Annotated in this window: 23 protein-coding genes; 6 read left to right on the top strand and 17 right to left on the bottom strand. The window is 62.9% G+C overall.

All coding sequences use genetic code 11. The features are described 5' to 3' along the window. Positions 1-73: 73 nt before the first annotated feature. From AC1Z32_RS24100 to AC1Z32_RS24110, 3 genes are read left to right on the top strand one after another with little or no spacing between them, the layout of a single operon-like run. Positions 74-1342, top strand: a complete 1269-nt coding sequence (locus AC1Z32_RS24100; RefSeq protein ID WP_483481208.1) for a M48 family metallopeptidase — start codon at positions 74-76, stop codon at positions 1340-1342. Next, positions 1339-2265 (top strand): ribosome small subunit-dependent GTPase A, encoded by a 927-nt coding sequence (gene rsgA / locus AC1Z32_RS24105; protein ID WP_483481210.1) that lies wholly within the window; start codon positions 1339-1341, stop codon positions 2263-2265. Before AC1Z32_RS24100 ends, rsgA begins: the two co-directional genes overlap by 4 nt. Continuing rightward, entirely contained in the window at positions 2262-2585 is a 324-nt protein-coding gene (locus AC1Z32_RS24110; RefSeq protein WP_483481212.1) for a putative signal transducing protein, read from the top strand. The genes rsgA and AC1Z32_RS24110 overlap by 4 nt, the downstream gene beginning before the upstream one ends. Here AC1Z32_RS24110 and AC1Z32_RS24115 read toward each other — a convergent pair whose 3' ends face one another. The 6 genes from AC1Z32_RS24115 to rpsP form a co-directional block, all read right to left on the bottom strand. After that, on the bottom strand, positions 2586-3524 hold the full coding sequence (locus tag AC1Z32_RS24115; RefSeq protein WP_483481214.1) for a CobD/CbiB family protein: 939 nt from the start codon (positions 3522-3524) through the stop codon (positions 2586-2588). Positions 3525-3650: 126 nt separating this feature from the next. Continuing rightward, positions 3651-4304: a CoA pyrophosphatase gene (locus AC1Z32_RS24120; RefSeq protein ID WP_483481216.1), complete on the bottom strand. Its 654-nt coding sequence runs from the start codon at positions 4302-4304 to the stop codon at positions 3651-3653. Between the two features lie 157 nt (positions 4305-4461). Next, entirely contained in the window at positions 4462-4848 is a 387-nt protein-coding gene (rplS, locus tag AC1Z32_RS24125) for a 50S ribosomal protein L19 (RefSeq protein ID WP_062606130.1), read from the bottom strand. 130 nt (positions 4849-4978) lie between these two features. Then, positions 4979-5749: a tRNA (guanosine(37)-N1)-methyltransferase TrmD gene (gene trmD / locus AC1Z32_RS24130; RefSeq protein ID WP_483481218.1), complete on the bottom strand. Its 771-nt coding sequence runs from the start codon at positions 5747-5749 to the stop codon at positions 4979-4981. 25 nt (positions 5750-5774) lie between these two features. Continuing rightward, positions 5775-6497 carry a ribosome maturation factor RimM gene (gene rimM, locus AC1Z32_RS24135; protein ID WP_483481220.1) on the bottom strand — a complete coding sequence of 241 codons (723 nt, stop codon included), beginning with the start codon at positions 6495-6497 and terminating at the stop codon, positions 5775-5777. A 53-nt stretch (positions 6498-6550) separates the two neighbouring features. After that, positions 6551-6805, bottom strand: a complete 255-nt coding sequence (gene rpsP / locus AC1Z32_RS24140) for a 30S ribosomal protein S16 (RefSeq protein WP_008342343.1) — start codon at positions 6803-6805, stop codon at positions 6551-6553. 256 nt (positions 6806-7061) lie between these two features. On the opposite strand from rpsP, the gene AC1Z32_RS24145 reads away from it, so the two are divergent. Continuing rightward, the gene (locus tag AC1Z32_RS24145) at positions 7062-7565 is read left to right on the top strand and encodes a TM2 domain-containing protein (RefSeq protein WP_483481222.1); all 504 of its coding nucleotides are present in this window, start codon (positions 7062-7064) and stop codon (positions 7563-7565) included. Positions 7566-7569: 4 nt separating this feature from the next. On the opposite strand, the gene AC1Z32_RS24150 is transcribed toward AC1Z32_RS24145, so the two are convergent. Continuing rightward, positions 7570-8697 (bottom strand): PA0069 family radical SAM protein, encoded by a 1128-nt coding sequence (locus AC1Z32_RS24150; protein WP_483481224.1) that lies wholly within the window; start codon positions 8695-8697, stop codon positions 7570-7572. Positions 8698-8765: 68 nt separating this feature from the next. After that, positions 8766-9254 (bottom strand): winged helix-turn-helix transcriptional regulator, encoded by a 489-nt coding sequence (locus tag AC1Z32_RS24155; protein ID WP_483481226.1) that lies wholly within the window; start codon positions 9252-9254, stop codon positions 8766-8768. 132 nt (positions 9255-9386) lie between these two features. On the opposite strand from AC1Z32_RS24155, the gene AC1Z32_RS24160 reads away from it, so the two are divergent. Next, the gene (locus AC1Z32_RS24160) at positions 9387-10679 is read left to right on the top strand and encodes a D-amino acid dehydrogenase (RefSeq protein ID WP_483481228.1); all 1293 of its coding nucleotides are present in this window, start codon (positions 9387-9389) and stop codon (positions 10677-10679) included. Between the two features lie 51 nt (positions 10680-10730). On the opposite strand, the gene AC1Z32_RS24165 is transcribed toward AC1Z32_RS24160, so the two are convergent. The 8 genes from AC1Z32_RS24165 to AC1Z32_RS24200 form a co-directional block, all read right to left on the bottom strand. Next, positions 10731-12521, bottom strand: coding sequence for an acyl-CoA dehydrogenase (locus tag AC1Z32_RS24165; protein ID WP_483481230.1), 1791 nt, complete (start codon positions 12519-12521; stop codon positions 10731-10733). 106 nt (positions 12522-12627) lie between these two features. Continuing rightward, positions 12628-13563 (bottom strand): electron transfer flavoprotein subunit alpha/FixB family protein, encoded by a 936-nt coding sequence (locus tag AC1Z32_RS24170; protein WP_483481232.1) that lies wholly within the window; start codon positions 13561-13563, stop codon positions 12628-12630. Between the two features lie 15 nt (positions 13564-13578). Further along, on the bottom strand, positions 13579-14328 hold the full coding sequence (locus AC1Z32_RS24175) for an electron transfer flavoprotein subunit beta/FixA family protein (protein ID WP_062606148.1): 750 nt from the start codon (positions 14326-14328) through the stop codon (positions 13579-13581). Between the two features lie 176 nt (positions 14329-14504). Beyond that, positions 14505-15299 (bottom strand): MetQ/NlpA family ABC transporter substrate-binding protein, encoded by a 795-nt coding sequence (locus tag AC1Z32_RS24180; RefSeq protein ID WP_483481234.1) that lies wholly within the window; start codon positions 15297-15299, stop codon positions 14505-14507. 14 nt (positions 15300-15313) lie between these two features. Beyond that, positions 15314-15967 (bottom strand): methionine ABC transporter permease, encoded by a 654-nt coding sequence (locus AC1Z32_RS24185; protein WP_062606152.1) that lies wholly within the window; start codon positions 15965-15967, stop codon positions 15314-15316. Further along, positions 15957-16991, bottom strand: coding sequence for a methionine ABC transporter ATP-binding protein (locus tag AC1Z32_RS24190; RefSeq protein ID WP_483481236.1), 1035 nt, complete (start codon positions 16989-16991; stop codon positions 15957-15959). The genes AC1Z32_RS24185 and AC1Z32_RS24190 overlap by 11 nt, the downstream gene beginning before the upstream one ends. A gap of 211 nt (positions 16992-17202) precedes the next feature. Next, a complete protein-coding gene (locus tag AC1Z32_RS24195) occupies positions 17203-18114 on the bottom strand; it encodes a hypothetical protein (RefSeq protein WP_483481238.1) in 912 nt (303 codons plus the stop codon). 295 nt (positions 18115-18409) lie between these two features. After that, positions 18410-19333, bottom strand: a complete 924-nt coding sequence (locus AC1Z32_RS24200; RefSeq protein WP_483481240.1) for a histone deacetylase family protein — start codon at positions 19331-19333, stop codon at positions 18410-18412. A 314-nt stretch (positions 19334-19647) separates the two neighbouring features. Here AC1Z32_RS24200 and mltB point away from each other — a divergent pair, with 314 nt between their 5' ends. Beyond that, positions 19648-20820 (top strand): lytic murein transglycosylase B, encoded by a 1173-nt coding sequence (gene mltB, locus AC1Z32_RS24205; RefSeq protein ID WP_483481242.1) that lies wholly within the window; start codon positions 19648-19650, stop codon positions 20818-20820. Positions 20821-20893: 73 nt separating this feature from the next. Here mltB and cysM read toward each other — a convergent pair whose 3' ends face one another. Beyond that, positions 20894-21796, bottom strand: coding sequence for a cysteine synthase CysM (cysM, locus tag AC1Z32_RS24210; protein WP_483481244.1), 903 nt, complete (start codon positions 21794-21796; stop codon positions 20894-20896). Between the last annotated feature and the right edge of the window lie 35 nt (positions 21797-21831).

Consider the following 21831-nt stretch of genomic DNA (forward strand, 5'->3'; position numbering starts at 1 on the left):
GTCGGATTTCGACACTGCGCGGCGGCACGGCCAAGAACCTATAATTCTCGCATAGTTCAATCGGAATTCCCGGATGGCCAACCTCACACTCGCCTTCTCGACGATCTTCGTCGTCGCCCTGGTCGCGATGGTCTCGACCAAGCTCTGGCTTGCTTCGCGGCAGATTCGCCATGTCGCCGCGCATCGCAACGGCGTGCCCGCGCAGTTTTCCGGCACGATCCCGCTCACCGCGCACCAGCGCGCCGCGGATTACACCGTCGAGCGCACCCGCCTCACGATGATCGAGGTGGTCACGAGCGCGGTCGTGCTCGTCGCGCTGACGCTGCTCGGCGGTGTCCAGGCGCTCGATCTCGCCATCTCGGACTGGCTCGGGCGCGGCTATCTCGGACAGATCGCGCTCGTGGCTTCGGTCGTTGCGATCACGAGCGTCATCGACCTGCCGTTCGATTACATCCGCCATTTCGTGATCGAGGAAAAGTTCGGCTTCAACCGCATGTCGAAGAAGCTCTTTTTCGTCGATCTGGTGAAGGGCACCGTGCTCGCGGTCGTGATCGGCGCGCCGCTTCTGCTGCTCACGCTCTGGCTGATGGACCGCGCCGGCACCTACTGGTGGCTCTGGACGTGGATGGTGTGGGTCGCGTTCCAGCTGCTCGCGATGACCATCTATCCGACCTTCATCGCCCCGCTCTTCAACAAGTTCGAGCCGCTGAAGGACGAGGCGCTCGTCGCACGCATCACGAATCTGATGTCGCGCACCGGCTTCGCGGCCAAAGGCCTGTTCGTGATGGACGGCAGCCGCCGCTCGGCGCACGGCAACGCGTATTTCACGGGCTTCGGCGCAGCCAAGCGCATCGTTTTCTTCGACACCCTGCTCGCGCGCCTTTCCGGCAGCGAAATCGAAGCCGTGCTCGCGCATGAACTCGGCCACTTCAAGCGCCGTCACGTGCTGAAACTGATGATCGTCATGTTCGGCATCAGCCTCGCGATGCTCGCGCTGCTCGGCTGGCTCATTCAGACGACGTGGTTCTACGAAGGCCTGGGCGTACGGCCGTCGCTCGTCGGCAGCAATAACGGGCTCGCGCTCGTGCTGTTCATGCTCGTGCTGCCGGTGTTCATGTTCTTCATCACGCCGCTCGGCAGCCTGACATCGCGCAAGAACGAGTTCGAAGCCGATGCCTTCGCCGCGAGCCAGACCGATCCGAAGGATCTCGTGAACGCGCTCGTGAAGCTCTACGAAGATAACGCGTCGACGCTCACGCCCGATCCTATCTACACGGCGTTCTACTATTCGCATCCCCCCGCCTCGCAACGCATCGACCGCCTGATGCAGCACGCCGCATGACGCGCGGCTCCAGGCATCCGGCCGTGGGCGCGCGGCTCGAAGGCACCGTGATCGCAGCACACGGCCGACACTATCTGGTGACGCCCGAAGATGGCGGCGCGATGCTCCAGTGCTTCCCGCGCGGCAAGAAAAGCGAAGTGGCCGTCGGCGACCGCGTGAGCTACGAGCAATCGTCAGCGGATCAGGGCGTGATCGTCGAAATTGGCGAGCGGCGCAATCTGCTCTATCGCTCGGACCAGTTCAAGTCGAAGCTTTTCGCCGCGAATCTCGACCAACTGCTGATCGTGCTCGCCACCGAGCCGCATTTCAGCGAGGATCTGCTCGGGCGCGCGCTGATCGCGGCGGAGGCGCATGGGCTGGAATCGCTGATCGTGCTGAACAAGATCGACGTGGAAAGGGCGTTGCCCCTCGCGCGCGAGCGTCTCGCGCCGTATCGCGAGCTCGGCTACACGGTGATCGAGCTGTCCGCGAAAATGGCGCCCGGCGATGTCCACCCGCAACTCGATGCGCGTCTCAAGGACCGCTCGACGATCCTACTCGGCCAGTCCGGCATGGGCAAATCGACGCTCGTGAACCTGCTCGTCCCCGATGCCGATGCCGCGACACGCGAGATTTCATCGGCGCTCAACAGCGGCCGTCACACGACCACGTTCACACGGCTCTACGCCCTGCCCGGCGGCGGCGCACTCATCGACTCGCCGGGTTTTCAGGAATTCGGCCTGCATCACCTTTCGGAAGGCCAGCTCGAACGCGCCTTCGCGGATTTCCGGCCGTATCTCGGCCACTGCCGCTTCTACAACTGCCATCATCTGCACGAGCCGGGCTGTGCGGTGCTCGAAGCGGTGGAAGCCGGCAAGATCCGGCCCGAGCGCCACGCGCTCTACGCCCAACTCGTCCACGAAGCCAGTCAGATCGTTCGATGAAGCGGCTCACGCGCGCCCCCAACCTGATCACGGCGCAGCATTGGGTGAACGTGCTGGCGACCGCGGGCGTGCCTTGCGAGTTGCATAACCGCTATCTGAACGGCGCGATGGGCGAGATTCCGGCGGATCAGTGCGCGCCGGAGATATGGATCGTCGACGATCGCGACGAAGCGCTGGCTTTGCGCCTTCTGGACGGCGCAAGAAAAGGGCCGGACGCGAACGCCCGGCCCTGGAAATGCAAGCAATGCGGCGAATGGCTGGAGCCGCAGTTCACTGTGTGCTGGCAGTGTCAGACGGCGCGCGACCCCCTCGACGGCTGACTACGCCAGCCACACGGCAATCGTCAGCATCAGCAGCAGCAACATCCAGAGAATCACGGCGCGCCACACGAGGCCAACGGCCGATTGCAACGTGCGTGGCGTGCAGTCGTCGCCGACGGGCAGCGGGCTCGCTTCGCCGACGGCCAGCGCCTCGACCGACAGCGGCTCCGCGAGCGGCCCCGCGAGACGCGCGCCCAGCGCGCCGCTGCCCGCGGCAAGCAACACGCCCTCGTTTGCGTCCGGCCACTGGCGCGCGTGATTGCGCCATGCGTAGATCGCGTCCTCGAAATTGCCGACGATCGCAAAGCCAAGCGCGGTCAGGCGCGCCGGCACCCAATCGATGATGAAGAACGCCCGCTGCGCGAACGACGAAAACTCGGCGGTGCGCTCGGGATTCGGTTTCGACCACGCGCGCGCCAGATATTCCGCGATCCGATAAAGCACCGCGCCCGCCGGGCCGATCGGAATCAGGAACCAGAAGAACACGCCGAACACATGCCGATGCGACGCCACCACCGCGTGGACCAGCGTGTGACGCACGATCTCGCTGACGGGCATATCCACCGTGTCCATGCCCGTCCATTCGGTCAGCACTTCGCGCGCGCGCGGCACGTCGTCGTTGTTGAGCGCGAGATGGATGTCGGTGAAGTAGTGGCTGAACTGGCGGAAGCCGAGCGTGAAATATACGATCACCACGTTCCACAGGAATGCCAGAACGAAGTTGATGCGATACAGCACGTAATAGACGAGCCCGACGGCGAGCGTCCACGGCAACACGACGACGAGCCACGCGACAATGCCGTGCTTCTCCTTGCCGGCGTCGAAACCGTGCGCGGTGGATTCCGCATGGTATTGAAGCAACGCCGAAACCGGATTGTGCGGCGACAACGCGCGCACTTGCTCGATGATGAGAGCCAGCAATACGGAGAAAAAAGTCATGCGAAGCGCCGAAACGGTCGGATTAGTTCGAGTTTCGCGTAACGATAGCACAGCGCCTGTCGCGATTTGCGTGCGAAGCAATCGCGCGTGCGCTCGCGGCAATGCGCACTTCCCGCGCGCTTTCGCTCACGCCGCGAGGAAGCGGTAGAAATTGCGCAACATGCCCGCCGTTGCGCCCCAGATGAAATACGGAGCCTTTCTTTCGCCCGGCACATAAGGCATGGCAAAAAAACGACGCTCGCCGCCTTCCCAGCGAAACACCCGCACTTCGTGGTTCGCCGGATTCATGAGCCATGCGAGCGGGACCTCGAAGATATCGGCGACTTCGCGCGTATCGGCCTTCAGCGTGAACGGCGGATACACCAGGGCGACGATCGGCGTCACCTTGAAACCCGTGCCCGTCAGATATTCCGGCATCGCGCCGACGACCTCGCAATGCTCCGCGCCGAGGCCCACTTCTTCGCTGGCCTCGCGCAGCGCCGTGGCGGCGGCATCGGTGTCTTCGGGTTCGCGGCGTCCGCCGGGAAAGCTGATCTGACCGGCGTGATCGGAGAGATGATCGGCGCGCTGGGTCAGCAGCACCGTCAGACCGCCTTCGCGCACGACGAGTGGCACCAGCACCGACGCCACGCGCGGATCGCCGCCGATCGCCTTGATGCGCTGTTCGCGCTCTTCCTGGGACCAGTGGAGGTTCATCGCGAAGCGCGCGCGCAAACCCTCGGGCGTGAGGCGCTCGGGCGGAACCGGCGGGAGTGTCTCACCCGTCGATAGGACGGGCATCTTTTCGGGTTCGAGGATGCGAGGAGTCGAAGTCTTGCCGGTGGACACGGGTCGGAAATGGGTCTGTCGAAGACTCAATTGGAACACACCAAAGAAAAAAGCACCCACATGGGGTGCTTTTTCCGTACTACGTCTGACAAGGGACTGACCCGGCCGATTACTCTGCCGATGCAGTCTTGTCCTTGAAGACCAGCTTTTCCTTGATTCGAGCCGACTTGCCCGAACGCTCGCGCAGGTAGTAAAGCTTCGCGCGGCGAACATCACCACGGCGCTTCACGACGATGCTCGCGAGCAGCGGCGAGTAGGTTTGGAACGTACGCTCGACGCCTTCGCCCGACGAAATCTTGCGGACGATGAAGTTCGAGTTCAGGCCACGGTTACGCTTCGCGATGACGACGCCTTCGTAAGCCTGGACACGCTTACGCGTGCCTTCGACCACGTTCACGTTGACGACGACGGTATCGCCCGGCGCGAAGTCGGGGATGGTCTTCTCGCCCAGAACGCGTGCGATCTCTTCCTTCTCGAGTTGCTCAATCAGATTCATTACTGACTCCTTGTGCCATCTTGCCGGAGTTGCGTGCCTTGTATTGAGTCAGGCCCCGGTAGAGGATGGGTTTGCTTCAGGCGCCGACTTCGAGCCGACACCCCCATTTTCCCGCTCGTCCGCCCGAAGCCTATGCAGGCTTCGACGCTTCCTTTGCGAGTTCTGCGAGCCATGCCTCATCGGCACGGCTCAACATCTTGCTTGCGCGTGCCCGCTCGATCAGATCGGGCCGCTTGTTGAACGTGTTGCGCAGTGCTTCTCGCCTGCGCCACGCGTCGATTTCCTTGTGATGGCCGCCGAGCAGCACATCCGGAACCCGCGCGCCTTCGTACTCTTCCGGCCGCGTGTAGTGCGGGCAATCGAGCAATACGTCGACGAAACTGTCCTGCACCGCCGATTGCGCGTCGTTCAGCACGCCGGGCAACTGACGCACGACTGCGTCCATCAACGCCATCGCGGGAAGCTCTCCACCGGACAGAACGAAATCGCCGAGGCTCACTTCTTCGTCCACCTCGCGGTCGATCAGGCGCTGGTCGATCGCTTCGTAACGGCCGCACAGCAACACGAGACCGGGTTCCTGCGCGAACCGCATGACACGGTCGTGGTCCAGCTTCGCACCTTGCGGCGACATCATCACGACGCGCGTCGACGTAATGCCCTGCTCGCGCTGCGCAGCCTTCGCCGCGTTGATCGCGTCTTCGAGCGGACGCGCCAGCATGACCATGCCAGGGCCGCCGCCGTACGGGCGATCGTCGACGGTGCGGTAGTTGTCCGTGGTGAAATCCCGCGGATTCCACGTACGCAGACCGAACCGCTCCTGCTTCACCGCCCGGCTGGTAATACCCCAGTCGGTCAGCGCGCGAAACATTTCGGGAAAGAGCGTCACGACATCGAACTGCATCGCTCTCTCCGTAACGTGCCGATGTTCAATAGTCAGCGTCCCAGTCGACGACGATACGCTTCGCCGCCCGGTCCACCGTCTTCACATACACGCCGACGAACGGAATCAGCCGCTCGCCGGTGACGGCCTTGCCATCCTTGTCAGTGCCCGGATACTCGATCCGCAGGATGGAATGCGCGCCGTTGTCGATCAGATCGGCGACGCGGCCAAGCGCCACGCCCGCTTCATTCTCGACGTCCAGGCCGATGAGATCGACCCAGTAAAATTCGTCTTCGCTGTCGAGCTTCGGGAAATCGCTGCGCGCGATATGCACCGAGTAGCCTTTCAGCGACATTGCGACATCGCGGTCTTCGCAGCCGCCCAGGCGCGCGACGATGGTATCGGCGTGCACCTTCGACTGCAGACAGCGCGCGGACTTGCGATCGCGGCCCTTCACGAGCCACCAGCGTTTCGCGCTAAGAAGCGCGTCGCCGCCCTGCTTGCCGTTGGCGTGCGGCACGACCTTGACCCAGCCTTTGAGACCGTATGCATCGGCGATGAAACCGACTTCGACGGCATCGTCAGGCAAAGCCTCGACCGGCTCGAATGCGCCTTCGGACTTGCTTGTGCTCGAAACGTCGACCGCCACGCGGCGCGTGCCCGGCTTGCGGACAAACGCGCCAAACGTGGCGGCACCTTCATCTTGCCCCGGCTTCGGTTGGCCGATGCCTCCGGAAGCGCGTCCGGATTCAGAATCGCGCGTGGACATCGGCGAACCTTTGGGCAGATTTCGAGCGGTTGCTACAGCGTCGACGAGCGAGCTTAAGCAGCCGGCTGGGCTTGCTGAGCTTGCTTGACCAGGCGCTCGACGGTCGGCGACAGCTGCGCGCCAACGCCTTGCCAGTACGTCAGGCGATCCTGAGCGATACGCAGCGACTCGCCCTTCGTGGCGACCGGGTTGTAGAAGCCAACGCGCTCGATGAAGCGGCCGTCACGGCGGCTACGCGAATCGGTTGCGACGATGTTGTAGAACGGGCGCTTCTTCGAGCCGCCACGAGCCAAGCGGATGATGACCATGCTGAAATCCTTGAAAACCGGGGTTCGGAACTACGAGAACAGGCGATTATAGCCGGATTCCGACGCCCTAACAAACACTTAACGCTTTTTTTGGATGAGCGGTGCCGCTCGCGCAGAATCCGACGCGTTTCCGGATACCGGAAATCACGCAGATGCGGCAACGTGCCCTTGGTGGCGGGTGCGGTCGTCGGCGTAAAATGGCAGACCGGCGTCGGTTCGAAACCGCGCCCGCCTCCTCTCACCACCGCTTTCGCTGATGACTTCCTCGTCCGTCGCCACGCAATCCGGCTCCAAGCCGGCCGGCAAGCAGGTTCCGCCGTATTTCCGCTCGAAGACGCTCACCGCAGCGCTCGCGTTCCTTTTCGGCTGCATTGGTCTGCATCGCTTCTATCTGTATGGCATGCGCGATAAATGGGGCTGGGCGCACATCGTGGGCATCATCCTGGGGGCGTTCGGCTATCTGCTGCTCGCGGAAACGGAGCGCACGTCGATTCTGGGTTGGGTGCTGGCGTTTCCGGGCGCCCTTTCGCTGCTCGCCGCGTTTCTGTCGGCCATCGTCTACGGCTTGCGGCCCGACGCCAAATGGGACGCACAGTTCAACGCCCACACTGGCCGCAACAGCCGTTCCGGCTGGACCGTCATCTTCGTCGTGATGTTCTCGCTGCTGATCGGCGCCTTCTTGCTGATGACCGGCCTCGCGCTCACTTTCCAGACGTACTTCGAGAGCCAGATCGAAGCGGCGAAGACGCTGTCGCAATAAAACGTCAGAAGAGATCGAGCTGAGGGCTGGCGGGCGGTGCGGCATGCTTTGCCGGCCGCTGAAACTCGGACATGTCGAGAATGCCGCGCTGCCGCGCGTTCAGTCCGAGACGCCTGGTTGCCTTCTGAAAGCGCTGCTTGAGCATATCGGCCCAGAGGCCGTCGCCTTTCATCCGCGTGGCGAAGTTCGAGTCGTAGTCCTTGCCGCCGCGCATGTCGCGCACGCGGCTCATCACGCGATCCGCCCGATCGGGAAAATGCGCGGCCAGCCAGTCCTTGAAGAGCGGCGCCACTTCCCACGGCAGACGCAGCACGATATAGCTCGCGCTCGTCGCGCCCGCTTCCGCACACGCTTCCAGCACACGCTCCATATCCTGTTCAGTCACGAACGGAATGATCGGCGCGATGCTCACGCCCACCGGAATGCCGGCTTCGGCAAGCGTGCGAATCGTGCGCAGACGCCGCGACGGCGTTGCCGCGCGCGGTTCCAGCGTACGCGCGATGTCGGCGTCGAGCGTTGTGACGGTAATCGCCGCCATTACCTGGCCACGCTCGGCCATCGGCGCAAGCAGGTCGATGTCGCGTTCGATCAGCGACGATTTCGTGATAGCGGCGAACGGATGCCCGCAGTCGTGAAGGATCTGAATCACGCGTCGCGTGAGCTGCAGTTCGCGCTCAACCGGTTGATAGGAATCCGTATTCACGCCGAGCGCGATCGGATCGGGTTCGTAGTTCGGTTTCGCCAGTTCGCGCTCGAGCAGGTCGGGTGCGTTGATCTTCGCGTAGATGCGGCTTTCGAAATCGAGTCCCGGCGAAAGTCCGAGATAGCTGTGCGTGGGGCGTGCAAAGCAGTAAATGCAGCCGTGCTCGCAGCCGCGATACGGATTAAGCGACGCGGTAAACGGAATGTCCGGCGAGCTGTTGCGCGTGAGGATGCTCTTCGCGCGTTCCTCGAAAACCTGCGTGCGCAACGGCGGCGCGCCTTCATTCTCGGGATCGGCGACGTGTTGCCAGCCATCGTCAACGCGTTCGCGCTCGTCTTTTTCGTAGCGGCCCTGCATGTTCGTGACCGCGCCGCGCCCCTTCAACGGAGCCGGCGGTGCGACGGGATACTCACGATCGGGCGATGACATTGCGACGAAAATCCAGCGATTGATACTGTATAAATATACAGTATCGCATCTTCATCGCAAGCGAAAAATCACGTCTCCACGAGAATCTTGAGCGTCTCCTTGATCTCTTCCATCACCACATAACTCTTCGACTGCACCGCGCCCGGCAACTGCAGCAGGATATCGCCGAGCAATTTGCGATAGTCCGCCATCTCACCGATACGCGCCTTGATCAGATAGTCGAAGTCACCGGACACCAGATGGCATTCGAGCACCTCCGGGATCTTCTGCACCTCGCGCCGGAACTGCTCGAACATGTTGCCGCTCTTGTGGGCGAGTGTGATCTCGACGAAAACCAGCAGCGCCGCGCCCAGTTCCGCCGGGTTCACGCGCGCGTAATAGCCCGTGATGACGCCGTCGCGCTCCATGCGCTTCACGCGCTCGATGCACGGCGTCACCGACAATCCGACGCGCTCCGCGAGGTCCTTCATCGCGATGCGGCCGTCCTCCTGAAGGAGGTTCAGGATCTTGTGATCGAGCTTGTCGAGCGCGCGGACCGGATTTCGCTGTGTTCGCATTTGTTTTTCCTGAAAATCTTCCAAATACAATAACTAAAACTGCTTTGATCTCAATACTATAGTCGATAACACTAGACGGACAGAGTGTCGCAGGTTTGGCAGGCTGTCCAGCGAAATCGAACTGGAGATCACATGCGAATCGTTATTCTTGGAAGCGGCGTCGTTGGCGTGACGAGCGCGTACTACCTTGCTCGCGCCGGCCACGAAGTCACGGTCATCGACCGCGAGGCCGGACCCGCCCTCGAAACGAGTTTCGCCAATGCCGGACAGATCTCCCCCGGTTACGCATCGCCCTGGGCCGCGCCTGGCGTGCCGCTCAAGGCCGTCAAGTGGATGTTCGAGAAGCATGCGCCGCTCGCCATCCGCCTGGACGGTACGATGAACCAGCTGCAATGGATGTGGCAAATGCTGCGCAACTGCACGCAGGATCGCTACACGGTGAACAAGGGCCGCATGGTGCGCCTCGCCGAATACAGCCGCGACTGCCTGCAAGCCTTGCGCGCGGACACCGGCATTCACTATGAAGGCCGCACCGGCGGCACGCTGCAACTCTTCCGCACGCAACAGCAATTCGACGGCGCGGGCAAGGACATCGCGGTTCTGAAAGACGCCAACGTGCCGTTCGAACTGCTCACCGCCGACGAGCTGAAGAAGGCCGAGCCGGCGCTCGCCGCCGTTTCGCACAAGCTGACGGGCGGTCTGCGTCTGCCGAACGACGAAACCGGCGACTGCCAGATGTTCACGACGCGCCTCGCCGCCATGGCCGAAGCGCTGGGCGTGAAGTTCCGCTACAACACGTCGATCGATGCGCTCGCCGTCGCCAACGGCCGCATCGCGGGCGTGCACTGCGGCAAGGAGCTGGTGACGGCAGACTCCTACGTCGTCGCGCTCGGTTCGTACTCGCCGAAGCTGCTCGGCGATCTGATCAAGATTCCGGTCTATCCGCTGAAGGGCTATTCGATCACCGCGCCGATCGTCGATACGAACCGCGCGCCGGTGTCGACCGTGCTCGACGAAACGTACAAGATCGCAATCACGCGTTTCGACGACCGCATCCGCGTGGGCGGTATGGCGGAGATCGTCGGTTATGACAAGAAGCTGAAGAACGCGCGCCGCGAAACGCTCGAAATGTGCGTAAACGACCTGTTCCCCGGCGGCGGCGACACCGCGAGCGCCACGTTCTGGACCGGCCTGCGCCCGATGACGCCGGACGGCACGCCGATCGTCGGCCGTACGCCGGTGCCGAACCTGTTCCTCAACACGGGACACGGCACGCTCGGCTGGACGATGTCGTGCGGCTCCGGCCAGTTGCTCGCGGATCTGATGTCCGGCAAGCAGCCCGCGATCCGCGCGGACGACCTGTCGGTGCATCGCTACTTCGGCGATGTCGGCGTGAATACGCGTCCTGGATACGCGAACGCGTAATTCATCCGACGCACGAAAAAGCAAAGGCGCCTCGCGGCGCCTTTGTCGTTTTTAGAACTGGTCTTCGCTCAGCGCGAGCACGCCTTCCTTGCCGTTCGCGCTGATGATCGACGCCTCGATCCCAGGCGCATGCGACAGGATGTGCTCGGCGAAGAACTCGGCCGTCGCGATCTTCGCGGAATAGAAGCGTTCGTCGTCCGCGCGCTTCGCATGGGCGACGAGCATCGCGCGCGCCATCTGCCATCCCGACAACACGATGCCCGCGAGCCGCAGATACGGCACGCTGCCCGCGAACACCGCGTTCGGATCGCTCTTGAACTTCGCGACGATGAACTCGATCGAGCGCGCGAGCGACAAGCTTCCCGCGCTTAAGTGCCGATGCATCGACTTGTACGGCTGGCCATCCACTTCGGCGAGCGCCGCGATGGTCTGGTCGATCTGCGCGAGCAACGCCTGCGCAGCCTTGCCGCCGTCACGCACGGTTTTGCGGCCCACGAGATCGTTCGCCTGAATCGCCGTCGTGCCTTCGTAGATCGGCAGAATGCGCGCATCGCGATAATGCTGTGCCGCGCCCGTCTCCTCGATGAAGCCCATGCCGCCATGCACCTGCACGCCCAGGCTCGCGACATCGACGGACATCTCCGTGCTGAAGCCCTTCACGATCGGCACGAGATACTCGTAGATCGCCTGATGGCTCCTCTTCGCGTCGTCATCCGGATGGCCGTGCGCGAGATCGCTGTGCGCCGCCGCGACGTACGCGAGCGCGCGGGCGCCTTCGGTGTAGGCGCGCATCGTCGAGAGCATGCGGCGCACGTCGGGATGATGGATGATCGTGACCGGCTCTTTCGCACTGCCATCGACCGGACGGCTCTGCACGCGCTCCTTCGCATACGCGACGGCCTGCTGATACGCGCGCTCGGCAATCGCGACGCCCTGCATGCCAACGGCAAAGCGCGCCGCGTTCATCATGATGAACATGTACTCGAGGCCGCGATTCTCCTCGCCGATCAGATAGCCGATCGCGCCGCCGTGATCGCCGTATTGCAGCACGGCCGTCGGGCTCGCCTTGATGCCGAGCTTGTGCTCGATCGATACGCAATGCACGTCGTTGCGCGCGCCGAGCGAGCCGTCTTCGTTCACCATGAACTTCGGCACGAGAAAGAGCGAGATGCCCTTCACGCCTTCGGGCGCATCCGGCGTGCGCGCGAGCACCAGGTGCACGATGTTCTTCGCCATGTCGTGCTCGCCGTACGTGATGAAGATCTTCGTGCCGAAGACCTTGAACGTGCCGTCGCCCTGCGGCTCGGCTCGCGTGCGCACGAGCGCGAGATCTGAGCCGGCCTGCGGCTCGGTGAGGTTCATCGTGCCGGTCCATTCGCCCGAGATGAACTTCGGCAGATATTGCGCTTTCTGTTCGTCGCTGCCAGCGGTCAGGAGCGCTTCGATCGCGCCGTCGGTGAGCAGCGGACACAACGCGAAGGAGAGATTCGCCGAGTTGAGCGCCTCGATGCACGGCGTCGCGATGAGCTTCGGCAGTTCCTGCCCGCCGAACTCGGCCGGATGCACGACGCCTTGCCAGCCGCCTTCCCCGAACTGACGGAACGCGTCCCTGAATCCGGGCGTCGTCGTGACTTCACCGTTCGCCCAGACGCTCGGATCGCGGTCGCCCGCGACGTTCAACGGCGCGATGACTTCGCCGCAAAAACGCGCGGCTTCCTCGACGACGGCCTGCGCGGTGTCGAAGCCCGCGTCCTCGTGACCGGGCAGCGCAGCGATGCTGTCGATATCGGCCAGTTCCTTCACCACGAACAGCATGTCCTTGACCGGGGCGCTATAGCTCATCGTGTTGTCTCCTCCGCTTTCACCTATTTCGGTACAAAAAAAGGGCGCAACGTATGTCGCGCCCTTTCGCTTTATTTATTGCGAGTGTTCGACTCACACAGCGCGATTAGCCAAGCTCTTTCACCAGTTCCGGCACGAGCGTGAACAGATCGCCGACGAGACCATAGTCCGCCACGCTGAAGATCGGCGCTTCCGGGTCCTTGTTGATCGCGACGATGACCTTCGAGTCTTTCATACCGGCCAAGTGCTGAATCGCGCCCGAGATGCCGACGGCCACGTACAGTTGCGGCGCGACGATCTTGCCGGTTTGACCGACCTGAAAGTCGTTCGGGACATAGCCCGCATCGACTGCCGCGCGCGATGCGCCCAGCGCCGCGCCGAGTTTGTCCGCCAGCGGCTCGAGCGTCTTCGTGTAGTTCTCGCCGCTGCCGAGACCCCGGCCGCCCGACACGATGATCGTCGCGCTCGTCAGTTCCGGACGATCGAGCTTCGTGACTTCGCGGCTCACGAACTGCGAGATGCCCGCATCGGCTGCGGCTTCGATCTTTTCGACCGCCGCGCTGCCGCCTTCGGCCGCAACCGGATCGAAGCCCGTCGAGCGAACGGTGATGACCTTGATCGGATCGATCGACTGAACGATCGCGATGGCGTTGCCCGCGTAGATCGGGCGCTCGAAGGTGTCGGCGCTGTCGACGGCGGTGATGTCGCTGATTTGCGCGACATCCAGATGCGCGGCGATGCGCGGCGCGATGTTCTTACCGTAAGCCGTCGCGGGCGCAAGAATGTGCGAATAGTCCTTCGCGATGTTCAGCACCGTGCCTTCGACATTCTCCGCGAGGCCATCGGCGAGTTGAGGCGCATCGGCCAGCAGCACCTTCGCCACGCCTGCGATCTTTGCCGCCGCGTCCGCCGCGCCTTGCGCGTTCGAACCCGCGACCAGCACATGGATGTCACCGCCGATCTTCGACGCAGCTGCAACCGTGTTCAGCGTCGCTGCTTTGATCGACGCGTTGTCGTGTTCCGCAATTACCAGAATCGTCATTTTCTCGCGTCTCCTTTACAGCACCTTGGCTTCGGTCTTGAGCTTCTCGACCAGCGTCTTCACGTCCGGCACCATGATGCCGGCGCTGCGCTTCGGCGGCTCCGTGACCTTCAGCGTCTTCAGGCGCGGTGCGACGTCAACGCCCAGATCAGCGGGCTTCACCGTCGTCAGCGGCTTCTTCTTCGCCTTCATGATGTTCGGCAGCGTCACGTAACGCGGCTCGTTCAGGCGCAGGTCCGTGGTTACCACCGCGGGCAGCTTCAGGGACAGCGTTTCCGCGCCGCCATCGACTTCACGCGACACCGTGGCCTTGCCGTCCGCGATCACGACCTTCGATGCGAACGTCGCTTGCGGCAGGCCCGCCAGCGCGGCGAGCATCTGGCCGGTCTGGTTCGAATCATCGTCGATGGCCTGCTTGCCGAGAATCACGAGCTCAGGCTTTTCCTGATCGACCAATGCCTTGAGAATCTTCGCGACCGCGAGCGGCTGCAATTCATCAGCGCTTTCGACCAGAATCGCGCGATCCGCGCCGATGGCCAAAGCCGTACGCAACGTCTCCTGACACTGCGTCACGCCGCACGACACGGCGATCACTTCCGTAGCGACACCCGCTTCCTTCAGACGCACCGCCTCTTCCACGGCGATCTCGTCGAACGGGTTCATCGACATCTTCACGTTGGCGATATCGACACCCGTGTTATCCGACTTCACACGGACCTTCACGTTGTAGTCGACCACGCGCTTGACTGGCACCAGAATTTTCATGCACACGCTCCAAAGTTACGATTACGTCAACCCAGCGTCATTATACGAGTGACGCGTCCGCTGTCCCCTCCATCTCCGGGGGGGACCGGGTCATCCCGCAATAGGTATGGGCTTATTTTTATCGAACGATCGTTCTATTTATATCCACGAAAACCCGAATCGGCCGCTGAAAACGATTACCAGGCGGTGATCACCGCTCCCGCATATTTGCCTTCGACGAACTGCTTCACCTCTGGCGAATGATAGGCCGCGATCAGTTTGCCGACCCACGGCTTGTCCTTGTCGGCGGCGCGGATCGCGATGATGTTCACATACGGACCGCGCGGATCCTCGATCGCAATCGCGTCGGACTTCGGCTTCAGGCCCGCCTCCATCGCGAAGTTGGTGTTGATGGCGGCGGCATCCACGTCATCCAGCGAACGCGGGATTTGCGCCGCGTCGAGTTCGACGATCTTCAGCTTCTTCGGGTTCTCGACGATATCGATCGGCGTCGCCTTCAGGCCCGCGTCCGCGCGCAGCTTGATGAGGCCCTGCTTCTGCAGCAGCAGCAGTGCGCGCCCGCCGTTGGTCGGATCGTTCGGCACCGCGATGCGCGCGCCGTTGCCGAGCGCCGACAGCGACTTGAGCTTCTTCGAGTAGAAGCCCATGGGGAACGTCACTGTGTCGGCGACCTTGATGAGCTTGTATCCGCGATCCTTCACCTGCGCGTCGAGATACGGCAAGTGCTGATAGCTGTTTGCGTCGAGATCGCCCGCGGCGAGCGCGGCGTTCGGCTGCACGTAGTCGGAGAACTCGACGACCGTAATCTTCAGGCCGTTCTTTGCGGCGACCTGCTTCACGACCTCCATGATCTGCGCGTGCGGGCCGCCCGTCACGCCCATCTTGATGGCTTCGTCGGCGTGCGCGACGCCGTTGAACAAGGTTGCGCTCAAGAGCGCGGCAGCGAATTTGAGAATGAATCGACGTTGCATGATTTTTCGAGTGGTTATTTGTGGCTGAGACGGCGAACGAGCCAGTCGCCGAACGACTGCACGAGTTGAACGAACACGATGAGGATCACGACAACCGTGATCATCACTTCCGGCAGGAAGCGTTGATAACCATAGCGGATGCCGAGATCGCCGAGCCCGCCGCCGCCGATCGCGCCCGCCATCGCGGAATAGCCGACGAGCGACACGAACGTGATCGTCAAACCCGCGACGACACCGGGCAGCGATTCCGGCAACAGCACCTTGAAGACGATCTGGCTCGTGGTCGCGCCCATCGCCTGCGCGGCTTCGATCAGACCGCGATCCACTTCGCGCAGCGCGGTTTCGACGAGCCGCGCGATGAACGGCGCGGCGGCGATGGTCAGCGGCACGACCGCGGCGGCCGTTCCGATCGACGACCCGACGACGAGACGCGTGAACGGAATCACCGCGACGAGCAGGATGATGAACGGCGTCGAGCGCACCGCATTGACGATGCCGCCGAGCACGCGATTCACGCCGACGTTGCGCAGCACGCCATCGCGATCGGTGAGATAGAGCAGCACGCCGAGCGGCAAGCCGACTGCCGCCCCGACGAGCCCCGAGATGCCGACCATGATCAGCGTTTCCCAGAACGACTGCACGAACATGTCGAACATTTCACTCAACATGGGACAACTCCTCCACAACGACACCTTGAGCACGCAGATACCCGATCGCCTCGGCGATCTTCACCGGTTGACCGCCCGCCAGCACCGCGAGCGAACCGAACGCCTGCCCCTGGATCTCGTCGATCTGGCCGTGCAGGATGTTGAAGTCGAGCTCGTAACGGCGGATCGTCTCCGAGAGAATCGGCTGATCGACGCCCGAGCCCGAGAACGCGAGCCGCAGCAAATGGCCGCTGCCGGTCTTCAGGCGCTCGGTGACGCGCGCCTTCAACGCGGGCGGCAACTCGTGCGCGATCACATCGCCGAGCAGCGCGCGCGTGACGTCGTGATGCGGCTGCATGAAGACATCGACGACATTGCCCTCTTCCACCACGCGCCCCGCGTCGAGCACCGCGACGCGATCGCAGACCTGCTTGATCACTTCCATCTGGTGCGTGATGAGCACGATCGTGAGACCGAGCCCGCGATTGATCCTGCGCAGCAGATCGAGAATCGCGCGCGTGGTTTCCGGATCGAGCGCGGACGTGGCTTCATCGGAAAGCAGCACTTTCGGATTGCTCGCGAGCGCCCGCGCAATGCCCACGCGCTGCTTCTGCCCGCCGCTGATCTGCGCTGGATACTTGTCCTTGTGTGTCGTGAGGCCGACGAGATCGAGCAGCGGCAGCACGGCCGCTTCGATCTCCGCGCGCTTCTTGCCCGCGAGCTCGAGCGGCAGCGCGACGTTGTCGAACACGGTGCGCGAGCTCAGCAGATTGAAGTGCTGAAAGATCATGCCGATGTCGCGGCGCGCGGCGCGCAGATCATCCGCGCCGAGCGTCGTGAGATCGCGTCCGTCGACGATCACGTTGCCTTCGCTCGGCCGCGTCAGCAGATTGATGGTGCGCACCAGCGTGCTTTTGCCCGCACCGCTGCGCCCGATGATGCCGAACACTTCGCCGGCGGGAATCGTCAGATTGACGTTGTGCAGCGCTTCGACCCAGCCTCGGGGTCCCGCGAAGCGTTGTGAGAGATTGCGTATTTCGATCATGAGTTGCTCATAAGACGAGCATCAAAATGCAAGCGGCGGGAGGCTTCACGGGATGAGTCGCACCCGCGCCGCCCGCCGCCGCTCGCGTTGACGCCGGCACCCGTTCCAGGCGCCGGTCGCCGCAATTTTACCGGAGCGGGTTCATTCCCTTTAATAATGAATTCCGATGTTTTTATTACTCGGGGCAATTTGGAGGCACGCTACGCGCCGCTCATTGCCCGTCGCTGCGGTCGAGCAGCATGCGCAGATGCGCTCGTGCCACTGGAAATTGGGTGATCATCGCTTCCGTCAAGGCCATGATGTCTTGCACGTTCATCGATTGAAGGGAGATGGGCACGATGTCGGTTCGGCTCGCGAGCGACTCGAGCAGCGCGCGATATTGATCGACGATCGCCCCGTCGCGCCACTCGAACGAAGGCCGCCGTGCGCATAGCGAGCTGTAAGCCAGCCGATCCAGGTAGTCCTCTTTGAAAATGTCGAGATTGGCTTTGACAAACAGGACTTCGAACGGATGCGCCGATCTGCCGAAGTAGCACGACGGAAGATTGGCATCGCCGCTCAACGCCACCGGATTGATATTCGCGTGTTCCTTCCGGTAGTCGAGCGCGGCGTATTCCGGCAGCAGGGCGCTGATATTCCAGCCATTGTCCAACAACAGTTGCGACAATCTGATCTCGTAGTTCTCGATCACGTCACCTTTGCCCATCGGGGCCGTGACCGAATAAAAATTCCTTTCGCGCAGATAAGCCAGCACGCGACGCGGCATCGCGTACGCCGTGGTCTGCACGTGCGAAAACGGCTCGCTTCCACCGAACTTCGCCCTGTAGCGGCTGGAATGATGAGACCTGGCCGACAATATATTGATCGTCGGTCCGATCAGCGCGATTTCCTCGTCGAAACGATCCAGGTAGATCTCCTGCCAGCGCGCTTTGCACAGGGGCGGCACGAAAGGTCCGCGTACCGACGAATTCACGAAGAAAACGTAGTCGTAACTCAGAACCTGATCGCCGAGCGCCTGAATGGCGTCGCAATAGCCACCGTAGTCGTTGTTCCTGTTTTCGCTGAAAAGATAGCGGACGTTGTGCCGCTGCGGCAGGGCGATACTGTGCGCGCCTGCTATCACGATCAGGAAATCGCTCTCCTCGTCGTAACCGAACAGTAGAAAGTGCGCGAGGTTTTTTACATACGTCTCGTCTTTCTCGAAAAAGTGATAGATGACGAGGCAACGCGGACGTGAGGATGGAATCAAACCGGAATCGACCGGATCCGCGGAAGGCGTGTTCATGATTTGAATGACGTGCGGCGTCGCGGCGCTCCGATCGGCCGGATGGCCGATCGGAGCGTCCTCCGAGCCCTAGGCTGGCGAAGCATTCAGTTTACCGCACGCGTAGCGCGCCGCCCGCGCCGGCCGGCGGCGCTCAGATCTCCGCGAGCACCCGCAGATGCGCGACAACGCTGCGTCCCAGCGCCGACAGGTTATATCCGCCTTCCAGGCAACTCACGATGCGCCCCTGCGCATGACGTTTGGCCACCGCGCGGATCTGCTCGGTGATCCACGCGTAATCGTCCTCGACGAGGCCCATGTTGGCCATGTCGTCTTCGCGATGCGCATCGAAGCCGGCGGAGACGAAGATCATCTGCGGCTTGAATTCCTCGAGCCGCGGCAGCCACATCATGTCGACGACCTCGCGCACCTGCATGCCTTTCGTGCGCGCGGGCAGTGGCACGTTGACCATGTTCGACGCGTGATTGTCGGCGCCGCTGAACGGATAGAACGGATGCTGGAAGAAGCTGCACATCAGCACACGCGAGTCGCCGGAAAACGCGGCCTCGGTGCCGTTGCCGTGATGCACGTCGAAATCGACGATCGCGACGCGCTGCAAGCCATGCACCTCGAGCGCATGACGCGCGGCGATCGCGACGTTGTTGAACAGGCAGAAACCCATGGCGCGCGCGGGCTCGGCGTGATGGCCCGGCGGGCGCACGCTGCAGAACGCGTTGTCGTAGCGCCCTTCGATCACCGCATCGGTGGCCGCGATCGCCGCGCCCGCCGCGCGCAGAGCCGCGCGATAGGATTCCGGGCACATCGACGTATCCGGGTCGAGCTCGCTTCTCCCCGATTCAGGCGTGCGGCTCTTGATGTAGTCGATGTGCGCCTGCGTGTGAACGCGCGCGAGTTCGGTTTCCTCGGCGAGCGGCGCTTCCTCGCGCTCGATGAGCGCATCGATCCGGCTCGCGATCAGTTGATCTTCGATCGCCTGCAAACGCGCCGGGCATTCGGGATGCCACTGGCCGTTGTCGTGCTGAAGGCAGTCGGGGTGGGAGTAGAAGCCCGTGGCCATGATGTCTCGCAATGCCGCTTTTGTCGGCTCTCGTCTCGTGTTTTTTCGTCATACGCGACCACGCGCCGCGCATTTGACGTTAAGTTACCACACCGTTCGGCACGTCCGCCTTCCCCCTGTCACACGGGCGATACGTGCGCGAAGCGTCGGTTATACTGCCCCGACGCCTTGCCGGCCGAGCACTTGCGCGAGGCACGCTGCAGGCTGTTGCGTTTCGTTGAGAATCGTTGCGGATCGTTGCGGTTCGATTCAATTCACAGGCATGTCACCGCCCGCGCTCCGGCGTCACCCAAACCGCCCCAACCACGCACACTATGACTTTCCCGTTTGCTCCGTTCGACTTCACGGCCCCATTCAAGCCGGCAAAGCGCGCACTCCTTGTTTCCCTCGTCTGCGCGTTCGGCTTTCTCTCATTCAACAGTGCCTTTGCGCAGTCGCAGCAGCCGCAAAATGCGACGCCGCAGGGGCAGGTGTTCGAAGAAGAGATCGTGCCGCAGCGCTACGCGAACAACCCGAATGTCGATGCGTTCATCAACGACATGGTCGCGCGCTACGACTTCGATTCCTCCGCGCTGCACGACCTGTTCAGCCGCGTGAGCTATTCGGCGACGGCGGCCAAGCTCGTTCTGCCCTCGCCCACGCCACAGGCCAAGAACTGGCGCGCGTATCAGTCGCGCTTCATCGAGCCTGTGCGCATCAATGCGGGCGTGAAGTTCTGGCGCGCGAACCAGGCAACGCTTCAGCGCGCGGCCGCGCAGTTCGGCGTGCCGCCGGAGGTCATCGTCGGGATCATCGGCGTCGAGACGATCTACGGGAAGTACATGGGCAACTTCCGCGCGCTCGACGCATTGACCACGCTCACCTTCGATTACCCGAACACGCCGAACCGCGCCGAACGCATGGCGACCTTCCGCAAGAATCTGGAAGACCTGCTCGTCTGGACCCGCGACTCGCAGATCGACCCGACGAGCGTGCTCGGTTCGTACACCGGCGCGATCGGCATTCCGCAGTTCCTGCCGAGCAGCATCGTGCAATACGCGGTCGATTTCGACGGCAACAGCCGCATCGATCTGCGCACGAGCCAGGCGGATGCCATCGGCAGTGTGGCGAACTATCTGAAGCAGAACGGCTGGCAGCCGGGCCGGCCGGTCGTGTGGCGCATCGCCGGCGATGTCGGCAGCCAGGGCATCGCGCAGGCGGCGGCCGATGGCTCTCCGGAGCCGAAATGGTCGCTCGGGCAGTTGACGAAGGCCGGCATGCTGCTCGACGAGCCGCGCCTCGACATCGCGGCCGAAGCGCCGACCCCGCTCACCGTCGTCGATCTGCCGACGCCGGGCCGCGCGACCGAATACACGCTCGGGCTGAAGAACTTCTACGTGCTCACGCGCTATAACCGCAGCTTCTTCTACGCGCTCGCGGTGTATCAACTCGGCGAGGCCGTGAAGGCGCGCATGATGGCGGGCGACACCGGCGCGAATTCGCAGTGACGCGACGCCAGCGCTGAAAGCAAAAACCCCGGCCTGCCGGGGTTTTCTCATTGAGCGAGCGAAAATCGCGCTATCAGGCCGGGAATACACCCGTCGACAGATAGCGGTCCCCGCGATCGCAGACGATGAAAACGATCGTCGCGTTCTCGACCTGCCGTGCGATGCGCAGCGCGACTTCGCACGCACCGCCCGACGAGATGCCCGCGAAAATGCCTTCGACTGACGCGAGGCGCCGCGCCATTGCTTCGGACGCCGCCTGACTCACGTTCTCCACGCGATCCACGCGGCTGCGGTCGAAGATCTTCGGCAGATAGGCTTCCGGCCACTTGCGGATGCCCGGAATGCGCGAGCCTTCTTCCGGCTGCGCGCCGATGATCTCGATCTTCTGATCCTGTTCTTTCAGATACTTCGACACGCCCATGATCGTGCCGGTCGTGCCCATCGACGACACGAAGTGCGTGATGCGGCCTTCCGTCTGCTTCCACAGCTCGGGGCCGGTGCCTTCGTAATGCGCGAGCGGATTGTCCAGGTTCGCGAACTGGTCGAGGATGATGCCCTTGCCGTCGCGCTGCATCTGATCGGCCAGATCGCGCGCGTATTCCATGCCGCCCGTCACCGGCGTGAGCACGATCTCCGCGCCATAGGCGGCCATGCTTTGACGCCGCTCGATCGACAGGTCTTCCGGCATGAGCAGCACCATCTTGTAGCCGCGCATCGCGGCGGCCATCGCGAGCGCGATGCCGGTATTGCCGCTCGTCGCTTCGATCAGCGTGTCGCCCGGCTTGATGCGGCCGCGCTCCTCAGCTTTCCTGATCATCGACAGGGCCGGGCGGTCCTTCACCGAGCCCGCCGGATTATTGCCTTCCAGCTTGCCCAGCACGACGTTGTTGCGGCTGCGGATTTCGTCGTCCACGACGCGGACGAGTTGCACGAGCGGCGTGTTGCCGACCGTGTCTTCGATAGTCATGTAAGCCATATGCGGAGCGGATTCCATTCTCGCCGCAGAACGCG

It is taken from the genome of Caballeronia sp. 11_S32, from assembly GCF_056930355.1.